The 13,125-nt window shown below is 63.9% G+C and carries 13 protein-coding genes; 9 read left to right on the top strand and 4 right to left on the bottom strand.

What is annotated here, in order from left to right:
• Positions 1-5: 5 nt before the first annotated feature.
• Genes dpdA through ACSMHG_RS01860 form a run of 3 tightly spaced genes read right to left on the bottom strand, consistent with a single transcriptional unit; the run spans position 6 to position 3,258 of the window.
• Entirely contained in the window at positions 6-1,259 is a 1,254-nt protein-coding gene (gene dpdA, locus ACSMHG_RS01870; protein WP_435741653.1) for a tRNA-guanine transglycosylase DpdA, read from the bottom strand.
• A complete protein-coding gene (gene dbpB, locus ACSMHG_RS01865; protein WP_435741652.1) occupies positions 1,256-2,392 on the bottom strand; it encodes a DGQHR domain-containing protein DpdB in 1,137 nt (378 codons plus the stop codon). The genes dpdA and dbpB overlap by 4 nt, the downstream gene beginning before the upstream one ends.
• Positions 2,389-3,258: a hypothetical protein gene (locus ACSMHG_RS01860; RefSeq protein WP_435741651.1), complete on the bottom strand. Its 870-nt coding sequence runs from the start codon at positions 3,256-3,258 to the stop codon at positions 2,389-2,391. Before ACSMHG_RS01860 ends, dbpB begins: the two co-directional genes overlap by 4 nt.
• A 108-nt stretch (positions 3,259-3,366) precedes the next feature.
• Here ACSMHG_RS01860 and queC point away from each other — a divergent pair, with 108 nt between their 5' ends.
• From queC to ACSMHG_RS01825, 7 genes are all read left to right on the top strand, one after another.
• The gene (gene queC / locus ACSMHG_RS01855) at positions 3,367-4,065 is read left to right on the top strand and encodes a 7-cyano-7-deazaguanine synthase QueC (protein ID WP_435741650.1); all 699 of its coding nucleotides are present in this window, start codon (positions 3,367-3,369) and stop codon (positions 4,063-4,065) included.
• A complete protein-coding gene (queE, locus tag ACSMHG_RS01850; RefSeq protein ID WP_435741648.1) occupies positions 4,062-4,697 on the top strand; it encodes a 7-carboxy-7-deazaguanine synthase in 636 nt (211 codons plus the stop codon). Before queC ends, queE begins: the two co-directional genes overlap by 4 nt.
• Positions 4,694-5,062 (top strand): 6-carboxytetrahydropterin synthase QueD, encoded by a 369-nt coding sequence (gene queD, locus ACSMHG_RS01845; RefSeq protein WP_435741647.1) that lies wholly within the window; start codon positions 4,694-4,696, stop codon positions 5,060-5,062. Before queE ends, queD begins: the two co-directional genes overlap by 4 nt.
• A 4-nt stretch (positions 5,063-5,066) precedes the next feature.
• Entirely contained in the window at positions 5,067-5,852 is a 786-nt protein-coding gene (locus ACSMHG_RS01840; protein WP_435741645.1) for a GTP cyclohydrolase I FolE2, read from the top strand.
• Positions 5,853-6,046: 194 nt separating this feature from the next.
• The gene (locus ACSMHG_RS01835; RefSeq protein ID WP_435741644.1) at positions 6,047-8,023 is read left to right on the top strand and encodes an ATP-binding protein; all 1,977 of its coding nucleotides are present in this window, start codon (positions 6,047-6,049) and stop codon (positions 8,021-8,023) included.
• Between the two features lie 90 nt (positions 8,024-8,113).
• Entirely contained in the window at positions 8,114-9,571 is a 1,458-nt protein-coding gene (locus tag ACSMHG_RS01830) for a hypothetical protein (protein WP_435741643.1), read from the top strand.
• A gap of 48 nt (positions 9,572-9,619) precedes the next feature.
• Positions 9,620-9,898: a hypothetical protein gene (locus ACSMHG_RS01825; protein ID WP_435741642.1), complete on the top strand. Its 279-nt coding sequence runs from the start codon at positions 9,620-9,622 to the stop codon at positions 9,896-9,898.
• 221 nt (positions 9,899-10,119) lie between these two features.
• On the opposite strand, the gene glnA is transcribed toward ACSMHG_RS01825, so the two are convergent.
• The gene (gene glnA, locus ACSMHG_RS01820; protein ID WP_435741641.1) at positions 10,120-11,544 is read right to left on the bottom strand and encodes a type I glutamate--ammonia ligase; all 1,425 of its coding nucleotides are present in this window, start codon (positions 11,542-11,544) and stop codon (positions 10,120-10,122) included.
• Positions 11,545-11,734: 190 nt separating this feature from the next.
• Between glnA and ACSMHG_RS01815 the strand changes: the two genes are divergently transcribed.
• Both ACSMHG_RS01815 and ACSMHG_RS01810 read left to right on the top strand, forming a co-directional pair.
• Positions 11,735-12,154 (top strand): RDD family protein, encoded by a 420-nt coding sequence (locus tag ACSMHG_RS01815; RefSeq protein WP_435741640.1) that lies wholly within the window; start codon positions 11,735-11,737, stop codon positions 12,152-12,154.
• Positions 12,155-12,222: 68 nt separating this feature from the next.
• On the top strand, positions 12,223-13,113 hold the full coding sequence (locus ACSMHG_RS01810) for an SCO4651 family lipoprotein (protein ID WP_435741638.1): 891 nt from the start codon (positions 12,223-12,225) through the stop codon (positions 13,111-13,113).
• Positions 13,114-13,125 lie beyond the last annotated feature (12 nt).

Here is a 13,125-nt window from a genome sequence, read left to right as displayed (position 1 = left end):
AAAGCCTAGGTCCTGACTGCTGGCCTTCGTGAAGCCGTCCCGGGGGAACGGTGGATAAGTCTCGACATGCGCTCCTGTAGCACTGAAAGGTTGTGAAATCCGCGCCGCTTGTTGCGCTCGGTCCCACGGAAGATGGCGATCTCGACCCCGTGCTCGCGGCAGATCGTGCAGGGGCACCGACGCCAGGGGGCTGCTTCCAGAGTCTCGTCGTACACCTTGAGGTACGACTTCTTGCTCTGGCACACGACTTCGTACTCGCCGAGGGCGTCAAGGCACGCCCGACGACTGGCGGCGCTCCCGTCGAAGGCACGAAGGGCGCGGAGCGCCTCGCGCTCGGCGGTGAGCGCGTCCTTCTGGCTGACGGTGCCCGACAGGATCGCTCGCTTCAGTGTCGGGTTGCCGTCGACCTGAGGTACACGAATCGCGACGTAGGCGCGGTCGCTGGTGTGGTAGTTCTTCCGGTCATCCATGAAGGCCTGCCGGAAGGCCGAGGTGCTGTCGAAACTCGTGACGCCCAACTCGGCGAACTGGTCCATGGCGTCGATCCGGGTGATCCCCAGCAGGTGCAGTTCGGTTCCTGGCACGAGGACGGTGGAGATCTGGGCCAGGCAGGCCAGGATCTGGTCAGTTTTCAGAGGCACCATGCCGCCCAGCGCGATGCGCTTGTATCCCATGCGCTGGAGAGCGCGGACGCTGTCCGCGTAGCTCGCGGGGCTCCAGCCCTGTGCGGCGCCTACCGGCTCGACGCGGCTGTGCCGATCATTCGTCAGAGAAATGAACTCTTCAGCCAACCGGAGCGTGAGCTTCCGACGCTCGACCCACTCCGGATCTGCCGTCTTTGGCGTGGCACCGGGCTCGTAACCAAAGATGACATGGTCTGTGCTCACGCCCGCATCGAACCGACACTCCTCGTAGAAGTCGAGGGTCTCGCCGACTGTCACGGGCGGGACAGGCTCATCGATGTAGTTGAACGCGCCGTTGTCGCCCAGTGTCTCGACACCCGGGGGCAGACGGAAGAACCGATGGACGCCCATCCGGTAGAGCCGCGCCCGCTGCGCGCTCGAGTACTTGCCGGCACCCTTGATCGATCCGTCGACGATCGACTTGCTGACGAGGATCCCGTGGTAGGGCGCCTGGGACAGGACCTCATGGGCGTACCGGTCGTCGCGCTGACGCACGCGGTGAGGCGGGTACTCATCCCGGACGAAGTCGTAGGAGGGGCTGACGAGGTCCTGGCTGTCGGGAAAGTAGAACTTCACTTGCGTCCCGTCCGCTCAGCAAGGTAGGTCCGAACGAGGTAGTTCGACAGTGCGCTGATGTGCCTAGGCGTGTTCTGCAGGTCGTTCCATGCAACCCCGAGGTCTTCCCACGTGCCGTCTGTCCAGCGGCATCTCGGTGCGATGAGCGCCAACTCGGCTGCGGCGCGTTCCCGCGCACGTGGGTCGTCGTCGCGAACGTGCGTCATCACCCGATCCATCAGTCGTCCCATGGCTCGGATGCCGACGCCATGCATCAATCGGCTCGCCGTCGAGCTAGCTCCCCACGCCTCGGGGAAGGTGTCATGAACAGCGCCCCAGTACGCGAGGAGCACACGACGGATGCCTTCGGTGTCGGTAGTCCCACTCGCAATGTTTCGATACGGGAACAGGACTCCTGAAGGGGACTCCACAGACTCGCGGATTGCTTCGACGAGGCTGTTGTCGGTGACGACGGTTGCCTTTTTGTCGTCAGCCGGGGTGGACGCACGGCGGATGATGCCGTGGAAAGGCGATTCCGGGTCGTGGTTGAGCATGTCGACGAGAGCCGACGGCAGTTGTCGGGTTGCCATCCGGGCGGATGGAACGCGAGAGATCTCCGGGAGGAGTTCGGTGACCAGCCCGGTCGGCAGCGGCTGGACGGTGTTGACCCGCAAGAACTGCTCGCGCTGAAGCTCCAGGGTGGGTGCGACGAAGCCGGCGACGGGCACGGGGAGGCGTCGGTTCCTGGTTCGCGAGAGGGCGAGACTCCGTTGCTGGCCATCGACGATCCAGGCAGGGCGGGGGCCATCGCCGTCGAGGGCCAGGGGAATTTCAATCGTCCCGGCGACCGCCAGGCCGTCCGTTGTGGTCGGGCCACGACTGGACTTGAACTTGACCTCGGCCGGCAGGGCCAGGATGAGGCCGTTCGGGAAGATGGGATCCTCCGAATCCAGGTACTCCTGGATCTGCTTGACGTGCTTCTGCTTCTCCGGACGCTGGTACCCGATGAGCTTGCCTGCCTCGTCGCGGCTGATGCGTGCGACGTCGGCGACCAGATCGACCTCCTCCGCTGCCAACGTGAATAGGTAGAGCGGCGTGTCCTCGCTTTGGAGAACCTTCAGTGCCCGCCGTGTCAGCCACTTGGGATCTGTCATCGCGCCACCGCCTGCTGGAAGAGAGTTGAGAACCGTCGCTGCTCACATGCCATGCCGGCTTCGCGAAGAACCTTGAGCGCGTGCGTCTTCGAGACACTGGGCTGACGGACACGGAGTTCGCTGATGAAGTCAAGGACCGCCGAGTCTGACAAGGGCTTGCGATCGAAGACCTCGCGATGGCGCCTCTCCTGCGCCCACGCGTGCCACCTCTGCCACGCTGCATCTGCGAATGGATCTTCCCCGCCCGACAAGTTGAGCCACTGGACTGCAGAGCGGACGTTGAGGCTAGTCACGGTGCCCCCGAGGGCACGACGCAACGATCGATCGGCTGGAACGCGCACTCTCTCACTGACATCGCTTGATCCGCCGAACACCAGCAAGTCACGCGGCTCAGTAAGGGCGAGCAGATGCCGGCTGATGGAGCGGGAGTAGGCCTCCGACACGACCCAGATCGCGCGCCCTCCGGGAGCGATCTCAGCGTGGGGGAGTTCGGTCCACCACGCTTGAGCCTCCAAGGCAGAGGCACCGACCGAGTCCGCGTGCCCTGCGCTGAAAGTTGCGGAGTAGGCGGGGGCCAGCGTGGATGCGCGCTGCAGGCCGAGCCCGGCCGAGGCTACGAACATGTCTGGTTCGTAGCCGAGAGTCGCGGCTCTGAGCGCCATGGTGCGCACCTGCGCCCAGGTCTCGCCGCTGTAGAGCTCCATGAGCGGACGTCGATCCGTTGCCCTTGCGAGAGCCTGGCGCCAAACCCGGGCACGCATCGGCACCTCTTCCTTGGGAAGATGACGGACCATCAGATCGTCAGCGGGGGTCGCTGACTTCCTGTCTGTGCAGGTGACGATGATCGTCAGTTTCTGTCGCGACATGGCCTCACAAGCTCCGAAACTACGCGTTCGTTCCAGCTACTCTATCGTGTAGTTTCGACTGTGTGAGGGCGACCGGCCTGATCGGACCGATTGAAGAAGGTGTTGGACATGACGCGGAAGGCCATCGTCCTGCTGAGCGGGGGCCTGGACTCGACAACCGTCCTCGCGATCGCGAAGGACCAAGGTTTCGAACCGTACGCGCTGAGCTTCCGTTACGGCCAGCGCCACGAGATCGAGCTCGCGGCCGCGCAGCGTGTTGCTGAGGCGGCAGGGGTTGAGCGGCACGTCGTGTGCGACATCGACCTGCGCGTGTTTGGTGGATCAGCGCTGACCGCCGACGTCGAAGTGCCGAAGCACGACTCGGCCGACGAGATCGGTGACGACGAGATCCCAATCACCTACGTCCCGGCGCGCAACACGGTGTTCCTCTCATTCGCCCTGGCCTACGCCGAGGTCGTGGGTGCCACTGACATCTTCATCGGCGTCAACGCCCTGGACTACTCCGGATACCCCGACTGCCGGCCCGAGTTCATTCAGGCCTACGAGCGCATGGCGAACCTCGCCACCCGCGCCGGCGTGGAGGGGAACGAACTCAAGATTCACACCCCGCTGATTGACCTCACGAAGGCGCAGACTGTCGAGGTAGGAACGCGCCTCGGGGTGGACTACTCGCTGACGTCCTCGTGCTACGACCCCGACGACCAGGGTCGTCCCTGCGGCCACTGCGACTCTTGCCTGCTTCGTCTCAAGGGCTTCGCAGAAGCGGGCCTTAGCGACCCCCTCGAGTACCAGGACGCGCCGGCGTGACCTACAAGGTCAAGGAGATCTTCTACACGCTCCAGGGCGAAGGCACGCACGCTGGACGCCCGGCAGTGTTCTGCCGCTTCAGCTCCTGCAACCTGTGGACCGGTCGGGAGGCTGACCGCGATCGCGCGATCTGCAAGTTCTGTGACACCGACTTCGTCGGCACAGATGGAGAGGGCGGCGGAAAGTTCACCGACGCGGAGGCGCTTGCCGAGGCTGTGGCGTCGAAGTGGCCGATTACCGGCGGCGGGCGACCGATGGTCGTTTGCACCGGTGGGGAACCTCTCCTGCAGTTGGACGTCGATGCGATCGAGGCCTTCCACACCCGTGGGTTCTATGTTGCCGTTGAGACGAACGGGACAATCGCTCCGCCGCCCGGGATCGACTGGCTGTGTGTCAGCCCGAAGATCGGCTCCGAACTCATCGTCGAGAAGGGTCAGGAGCTTAAGTTCGTGGTCCCTCAAGGCGGTGTCGACCCGACAGCCTTCGAGCACCTCGACTTCGAGAGCTTCCGCGTTCAGCCGATGGACGGCCCTGACGTCGTGGCCAACACCGAACTGGCCGTGAAGTTCTGCCTGGACCACCCCCTTTGGCAGCTCAGCCTGCAAACGCACAAGCACCTAGGAATTCCGTGACCTACAGCTCTGAGATCTACCGCGAGTTCACCTTCGAGGCCGCGCACCGGCTGCCGAACGTCCCGGAAGGGCACAAGTGCGCTCGCCTGCACGGCCACTCGTATCTCGCTGCAGTCCATGTCTCTGGCCCTATCGGAGAAGACACCGGCTGGGTCCAGGACTTCGGCGACATCAAGGCAGCGTTCAAGCCGCTCGAGGATCAGCTCGATCACCACTACCTCAACGAGGTTCCTGGACTCGAGAACCCGACGAGCGAGGTGCTCGCCAAGTGGATCTGGGATCGACTGATCACTGACCTGCCGAACCTCACCGAGGTGCGCGTGCGCGAGACCTGCACCTCCGGCTGCATCTACCGCGGGGAGTAGTCACATGGCACTGCCGGACATTCAAGACCAGGTCGACGAGCGCGGGATCGAACTAGACCGAGTCGGGATCGCCGGCGTGCAGTACCCAATCCGCTTCAACGACGGCTTCACAGAGCACTCTGGCATCGCAACGTTCGACGTCACCGTGACTCTTCCGGGGGACCGCCGGGGCACGCACATGAGCCGAATGGTCGAGGTCATCCACGACGAACTGCAGGATCTGGAGCCAGAGAGGCTTCCGCAGGCCCTCAAGGTGGCCGCGGACCGACTCGACGTCGACAGGGTCCAGGTCGGGGTGGCGCTGCCGATGGCGTTCTTGGTCCGAGCTCCAGCTTCGGCAAAGGAGGCGTGGCAGGTCTGCGACGTCGAGTTCGCGGCAACGCACAGCGCTGACCAGACCGAACTCGCAGTCACCGTCGGCACGGACGTGACGAGCCTGTGCCCCTGCAGCAAGGCCATCAGCGACTACGGCGCCCACAACCAGCGCAGCCGGGTACGACTCACGACGATGGGTCGCGACGAGGATGTGTATCCGGTCGATGTAGCGACTGCCTTCGCGATGATCCGCTCGATCGGCTCGAGCCCCGTGTTCCCGCTGATCAAGCGCCCCGATGAGCGCGTCGTCACGATGGAGGCGCACGACCACCCAGCTTTCGTCGAGGACATGGCTCGTGACCTCTCCCAGGCCTGCCGCGAGCGCGGTATCGCCCACGCGGTAAGCGTCCGAAACTTCGAGAGCATCCACAGCCATGACGCCATCGCCTCGATCGCGTGGGGCCTGAGCAGGTAGGCAGCCCGCAGACGCGTGCGGTTCGGCAAAGCCCCGCCGGTTGGGTGGCTCGCCTTCTATCGTCTTGCCTCCCGCGTCAAACGGACACGGAAGATCGCGTGAGAACAAGCCGATTGTCGGGCCGGTGAACTGCCTGATGGCCATGCAGTGACCGTTGGCCCTGTAGCAACGGTGGGATCCGGTACATTCCCTGCATGCCCGACGGTGCAGACACCCAAAACTTGCTCGAACTCCTCACGCAGCACACGGCTGATCCTGAAGACCGCTTATACGAGATCGTAAATACGATTGAGAACATCGTCAGCAGTTATGACGATGAACTCGACGCCTTCGCCGAGATGGTTCAAAATGCGCTCGACGCCTTGGCCGCGCGTTACGAGACTGACAACTCGATCTCCCCACATATCACGGTCAAAGTGAACGTCGACGATCGAACACTCACGGTGGTAGACAACGGGACAGGGATCTCTTGGCAAAATCACAGGGCCGCCGTGCGTCCGAACTACTCACTTAAGAGGCGCCTGGGGCAGACGAATTCGCGCGGCGAGAAAGGGGCGGCACTGGCATTCCTCCAGTTTGGACACGCTGAGTTCTCTATTAGCACGCGAGTTGCTGATGACGATGCTTGGACCTATGTCATCAGCGACGGACATGATTGGTTCCAATCGACCTCGAAGCTTCTCGAAGATGGGCGCCCCTACCAAGAGAAGGAGTTGGAGTTTCCGGATCCCAACTTTGATCTCGCGCAGGAATCTGACCTCACAGAAAGAGGAACTCGGGCCACAGTCAAGTACTCTGACAATCGGCTGGAAGAGATCTTCACGAACGACGGCAAGGTGGCTGCCAAGCGTCTCGAATACATCCTTCGCACTCGCACCGGAGTTGGCTTCATGGTGCCTGGCAATGACAAGTCCACCTTGCCGGAATGGCAACGAAAGTTGAAGGTCACTGCCGAGATTCACGGAAATACGGAGGATCTCACGACGGGGTTCTTGGGGCCCGACGAATTGGCTCGAAGAAACGGTCCTCGTAAGGCGGACGTACTTACCGGAAACAGCCAGGGAAACGAACTCCTTTACTGTGTCTTCGATAAGCAATGGATCATAGCTCACCTGACCAGGTTGGCCGGGAGGGCAGATCTGATGCAGGTCGTTGACAGATATGAAGTCACGGGGTACGTATCGTATGCCCAGAACAACTCGTGGTACGAAGACGTGACCCAGGCCCACCTCGAACTGATCGAAGATTCAGATGCCTCGCTGTCCGAGAAGTTGATTCAGATCAACGGGGGGTTTCTTGTTGCAGTGCGGGACTTCCCTACTGGCCGGCGAAAGACATTTCTCCACCGATCCGGCGCAGAACACAAGAGTCGAACGTTCGTGGTCCTCAATCTGAAGGGCGATTACAAGCCTGACTACGGACGAAAAAACCTTGGCTCGGGAGCTCATGAACTTACGCTCGAACTCTGCAAAGAACTAATCTCCTTTGCCATCGGAAAGCGTGATCGACTAGAGAAAAGCCAGGCACAGTCCACGCATGCAGCGATGAGTATCGCGGACGCAAGAAGCGCGCTCAATGTCGATGCGGCGAACCTCAGGGAACGCGGAGTTCTACTAGTCTCGGGGGAGGGGGCGCTTCGTCGCCAGCCAACGTCGGAAGTAGAGGTGGTCGCGGAGTTCCTGCGGTTGGTCGCCAATGACGAATTGCCTGGGTTCACTGTATTTGGGCTGTTGGCCCGGGGGATCCTCGATGGCTACTTTGACTACTCTCCCGAATCTTCGATAGCGGGTTTCGACGAAACAGACAGGCCGCTTGGGTTGGCCTTCCCGGGAGGAAACCCCAGAAACTTTGCGGGGCAATGGCTCGAGTTCAAGGTTCATTCCGATTCATTGATCACGGACTTCAAGAGAGGGGTCGGGGAACCGAGTAAGAAGTACTTCGGCCTGGTCGACCTGTTGGTCTGCGAGTCAATCGACACGGCAACCGACGACTTTGAGATCATCGATGTGACGGCCGAAAACTACAATGAGCGCAAATTCTTTGGAGTGACGCACCTGCTTCGATATGCCGGCAATAGCGAACACCAGGTACAGGTGATCTGCTTGAAGACGTTGCGCGACCAGCACGGACTTGGTGGACAGTCCCCTGATTTGACGCCTGAAACGGTGTAAGTCGCCTCGCGAAGAACCGAAGCACGGTGACCCACGACTCACGCTTGTTCGGAACCAGGATGCCCGCATCCCGGTCCGTAGAATCCGCTCATGGCAGGACCGATAACGCTGGACGGCCGAACCTGGGATGTTGCTGCGTCTGCGTGGCCTCCCTCGGTCGCTCGTATCCTTGCTGAGGCCGACCTTATTGGCGAACTCAGTCCGTCCGCGCTCCTCGCACTTGGCGCCGTAGCGAATGCACCAAGTCGTCCCGCTGCCGTGAAGCAACTCCGTGACCAGTTCGGCTTCGATTCGGAACGGGCCAAGGCTGCCGTTGCGGTAGCCGCCTCGCTAACCCCGCCGAAGGCCGCGAATCATCCGATCGGATACATCGCCGGCGTCAGGATCAGCGTGGCGCACGCGGGGTACTTGTCGCGGCTCGTCGAGCCGATTGCCAGCGAGGCCGTTGCGCCTGCTCCCGGCCTAACTCATGCGGAGGCTGTTCGCGCGTGGCGCCTTGGCAGAGTCAGGCCTTTTGTGACCTCGGCAGTTCGCTCCAGTGATCCTTCGGTCGGGCTCGTAGCGGCCGCCCTCCTAGCCGCTCAGCATCCGAAGGGAAACTTCGTCCGCACGCTGACCGACGCACAGTTCCACACCCTGGCGGGACGAGGGACCCGCCTGCGTCGGAACGTGGGGCGCGTTCTCGGCGCCGCGTATGCCATAACGGGAGTAGCCAGCGGCGGCCTGGACCTCGGCCACGGGCGGGTGTCTCTTGGAACCTCGGGCTGGCGACTGCGTGCGGCACCATGGGTACTCCCGATTCTGGACGAGACAAACGGCCACTCAGTCCATGCCCTCCTCCAGGCGGTCGAACAGCGGCAACTCGACTTCGTTGAGCCTGGCGTCAATCCAATGCCCTATCCGGAGGACCACCGGACGCTGCGGGATACGCTCGCCGCTGTCACGGCGTATTCGCAGCGCCTCACAAAGTGGACCGACCGGCCAATGTGGTTCGACGGCGGACCCGGCCGAGCCCAAGTCCTCCTCACACAGGATGACTTCTACATGTACGCATGGGTCGGAGCCAACGGCAGGGGTGTCCTGGTCGCCTTCGACACCATCGACCTCGTCGGCTATGGCCTCGATGAACCGGGCGTGCGGGCTGCCCTAACGCATGCCCTGGGATGGTTCGTGGATGTCTCGGTGTCACTCAGAAGCGCACCCAGCGGTACCGCCGCGCTGCGCCGGGTCGGACAGAGCTCGAAGGTTTCTGGTTACCGGTACACCCCAACCCCGGTGTACGACCGTCAGGCGCAGCAGGTGGCTGGCGGGCAGGTAAAACCGCCGACGGTGACCGCTGTGCAGTCACACGTACGACAGCTAAAGAACCGCCGGCCGTCTGCCGCAGCACGAGCTCGTGCGCCTCGGCGGCTGCGTGACGTGATGGGCCCGAAGGACACGTTCGTCCGTGGCCACATCAAGGGCACCCAGGGGGTCAGCGCCCTCGACACGCGGTTGTCGAAGTATTCGATGTTGGCGGATGTCATCGGTCGTCATGGCGGACCCTGAGCGGATGATCGATCACCTCCGTAGTGGCCATCCCGATAGCCTCGATGAATGGCTGCCTTCGAGGAACTGTGGAATCGCATTCGTCGCTTTGCGGGCGAGGAGTTCTACACGGTGCAGGGGCTGCCCTTCACCTACGAGGTCCCTGGGAACTACCTCGTCATCACGCGTGACGGCAACCAGATCAACCGCTCTCTGTCCAAGACCAACTTCCGGAAGGCGGCCGAGCAGATGCCCGTCGATGGCCCGGCGGGACTGAGGGCGCGCCAAGGCTCCTCTTACACGTGGGCGATCTTGAACGACAGCCGAATCAGCGCCGGTTTCTGGTGAAGGGCCGGCAGGTCGAGCGCAATGGCGGCGAGGCTGAGGACCAAGGCTGAGTTCGATCTTGACAGGATCCTGGGGCACAACTACCTGCGCGCCCTCGTGGGACACACTGGGGCCACGCGAGGACGAGAAACGACCCCTGACGATGGAAGACGTTGAGAGGTGTCTTCGCAGGTCAGGGGCCGTTTTCAGGCACTCGGCCGGTGGGCATCACCCACGCGGGACTAAATGTCGTAGTACAGCTCGAACTCGTGCGGGTGCGGGCGGGCCTGCACCGGCGCGATCTCGTTGGTGCGCTTGTAGTCGATCCACGTCTCGATCAGGTCGGGCGTGAAGACGTTGCCCTGGGTGAGGAACTCGTGGTCGGCCTCGAGGGAGTCGAGGACCGAGTCCAGGCGCGTGGGCACCTGGGCGATGTCGGCCATCTCGTCCGGCGGGAGCTCGTAGATGTCCTTGTCGACCGGCGCGGCGGGCTCGATCTTGTTCTTGATGCCGTCGAGGCCGGCGAGGAGCAGCGCCGAGAAGGCGAGGTAGGGGTTCGCCGACGGGTCGGGGCAGCGGAACTCGATGCGCTTGGCCTTCGGGTTCGAGCCGGTGATCGGGATGCGGACGCACGCCGAGCGGTTGCGCTGGGAGTAGACCAGCGAGATCGGGGCCTCGAAGCCCGGGACCAGGCGGTGGTAGGAGTTCACCGTCGGGTTGGTGAAGGCCAGCAGCGACGGGGCGTGCTTGAGGATGCCGCCGATGTAGTAGCGCGCCATGTCCGAGAGGCCGGCGTACCCGGTCTCGTCGTAGAACAGCGGCTCGCCGTTGTTCCAGATCGACTGGTGGCAGTGCATGCCCGAGCCGTTGTCGCCGAAGATCGGCTTCGGCATGAACGTCGCGGTCTTGCCGTTGCGCCAGGCGACGTTCTTGACGATGTACTTGAACTTCATGACGTCGTCGGCGGCCTGCAGCAGCTCGCTGAAGCGGTAGTTGATCTCGGCCTGGCCGGCGGTGCCGACCTCGTGGTGGGCCCGTTCGACCTGGAGGCCGGCGCGCTCCATCTCGATCACCATCTCGTCGCGCAGCTCACCGAAGTGGTCGGTCGGCGCGACGGGGAAGTAGCCGCCCTTGTACTTGACCTTGTAGCCGCGGTTGTCGTTGGCGAGGTCGTCGCCGGTGTTCCAGGCGCCGGCCGACGACTCGATCTCGTAGTAGCCGGCGTTCTCCTTGGTCGCGAACCGCACGTTGTCGAAGACGTAGAACTCCGCCTCCGGGGCGAAGTACGCCGTGTCGCCGATGCCGGTGGTGGCCAGGTAGGCCATCGCCTTCCGCGCGATGTTGCGCGGGTCGCGGGAGTACGCCTCGCCCGTGAGCGGGTCGTGGATGAAGAAGTTGACGACCAGCGTCTTCGCGGTGCGGAACGGGTCGATGTAGGCGGTCGTGACGTCGGGGAACAGCGACATGTCCGACTCGTGGATCGCCTGGAAGCCGCGGATCGAGGAGCCGTCGAAGCTCAGCCCGTCCTCGAAGACCGACTGGTCGAAGGCGCCGGCCGGCACCGTGAAGTGCTGCATGATGCCCGGCAGGTCGCAGAAGCGGACGTCGATCATCTCGACGCGCTCGTCCTTGATGTACGCGAGCAGCTCGTCGCTGTTCTGGAACATTCGTCCTCCTGTGGCTGCGACCTCGTCGCGAGCCGGTGTGGTTCTCGGTGGCGGCCGCCGGGGCCACACTGCACCGAACGACAGGGTCACCCTCTCCGGGTGCGATTTCTCGACCGTATCGGCTTTGTTTCCGGCATGTAACAGGTGGCCGGGGAGTGAACCGCCGATGACGCCCCCTACCCTCGTCCCCGTGAGCGTCCCCGTCGTCGAGACCGCCTCGTGGGCGCGCCGGGCCGGTGCGCTGCTCGTCGACTGGTTCGCCTCCACGCTCGTGGTCATCGCCTTCATCGGCCTGGGGGAGTACGCCGAGACGGGCAGCAGGGCCTCGGCCCTCGTCCTCGGCGTGTACGTCGTGGAGTCGGCCCTGCTGACCTGGCTGGTCGGCGGCTCGTTCGGCAAGATCGCCACGCGGCTGCGCGTCGTACGCACCGACGGTGCACCACGCCCGCTGGACCCGCTCCGGGCGCTGCTGCGCCAGGTCATGATCGCCCTGGTGATCCCGCCCCTGGTCTACCGCCCCGACGGCCGGGGCCTGCACGACCTCGTGGCCGGCACGTCGACGGTGACCCTGCAGACCTATCGGGCGCTTCGCGGCCGAATCGAGACCTGAGCGGGGTTTGCGCGCGGGGCAGCGCGGGTCATGCTGAAGATACCAACCGCTGTCCGAAAGGCCGTGACGTGACCGCTCCGCTCCGCACCCGCCGTCTGCTCGCCGCCGTGGCGGTGGCACCCCTGCTCTCCGCCTCCCTCGTCGCCTGCGGCGGGGACGACGAGTCGAGCGAGCCCACCGCCGGTGAGTCGACCGCCGAGTCCCAGACCGCCGAGCCCGACGAGCCGGCGGCCGACGACCTCGAAGAGGGCCAGGAGGTGCCGGTGGACGACTTCGTCGACCTGGTGTCCGCCGGCATCGAGGAGTCCACCACCGCCCGGATGACGAACACCTCCTCCTTCGGGGACACCGAGATCTCCGGCGAGGGCGTGGTCGACTACTCGACGTCGCCGCCGTCGATCCAGATGACGATGAACAGCCCGATGATGGGCGGGGAGATGGAGATGCGCTCGGTCGACGGCGTCCTCTACATCTCCCTCGGCAACCTCACCCGCGGCAAGTTCCTGAAGATGGACCCCTCGGACCCCGACAGCCCGCTGGCGAAGATGGGGCTCGGTGACGCGCTGAACCAGGGCGACCCGCTCGCCGCGCTCGAGGGGATGCAGGAGGGGATCGAGCAGGTGACGTACGTCGGCGAGGAAGACGTCGACGGGCGCCAGCTCGACCACTTCGAGCTGACCGTCGACCTCGCGACGTCCGTCGAGTCCTTCGGTGCCGACCTGCCGCCGTCCGCGACGAAGGACCTGCCCGAGACCGTCACCTACGACGTCTGGCTCGACGAGGAGGGCCGGTTCGGGCAGATGGTGATGGACGTGGACGTCGAGGGGCAGTCGATCCAGACCGAGATGACCCTCGACGACTGGGGGACCGACGCCACCGTGGAGGCGCCGCCCGCCAAGGACGTCACCAAGATGCCCAACCTCGGGCAGCTGGACGGGATGGTCCCGAACCCCGCCTGAGGTCCGTGACGG

The organism is Nocardioides ureilyticus, from assembly GCF_051280745.1.
Classification (GTDB): domain Bacteria; phylum Actinomycetota; class Actinomycetes; order Propionibacteriales; family Nocardioidaceae; genus Nocardioides.
Note: the sequence above shows the minus strand (reverse complement) of the source record. Positions and strands in the feature narration are given on the sequence as shown.

Coding starts and splice junctions, on each gene's coding strand:
- ACSMHG_RS01835 (WP_435741644.1), top strand. CDS start 6,047: ATGCCCGACGGTGCAGACACCCAAAACTTGCTCGAACTCCTCACGCAG.
- glnA (WP_435741641.1), bottom strand. CDS start 11,544: ATGTTCCAGAACAGCGACGAGCTGCTCGCGTACATCAAGGACGAGCGC.
- ACSMHG_RS01825 (WP_435741642.1), top strand. CDS start 9,620: ATGGCTGCCTTCGAGGAACTGTGGAATCGCATTCGTCGCTTTGCGGGC.
- dbpB (WP_435741652.1), bottom strand. CDS start 2,392: ATGACAGATCCCAAGTGGCTGACACGGCGGGCACTGAAGGTTCTCCAA.
- ACSMHG_RS01860 (WP_435741651.1), bottom strand. CDS start 3,258: ATGTCGCGACAGAAACTGACGATCATCGTCACCTGCACAGACAGGAAG.
- queC (WP_435741650.1), top strand. CDS start 3,367: ATGACGCGGAAGGCCATCGTCCTGCTGAGCGGGGGCCTGGACTCGACA.
- ACSMHG_RS01830 (WP_435741643.1), top strand. CDS start 8,114: ATGGCAGGACCGATAACGCTGGACGGCCGAACCTGGGATGTTGCTGCG.
- ACSMHG_RS01840 (WP_435741645.1), top strand. CDS start 5,067: ATGGCACTGCCGGACATTCAAGACCAGGTCGACGAGCGCGGGATCGAA.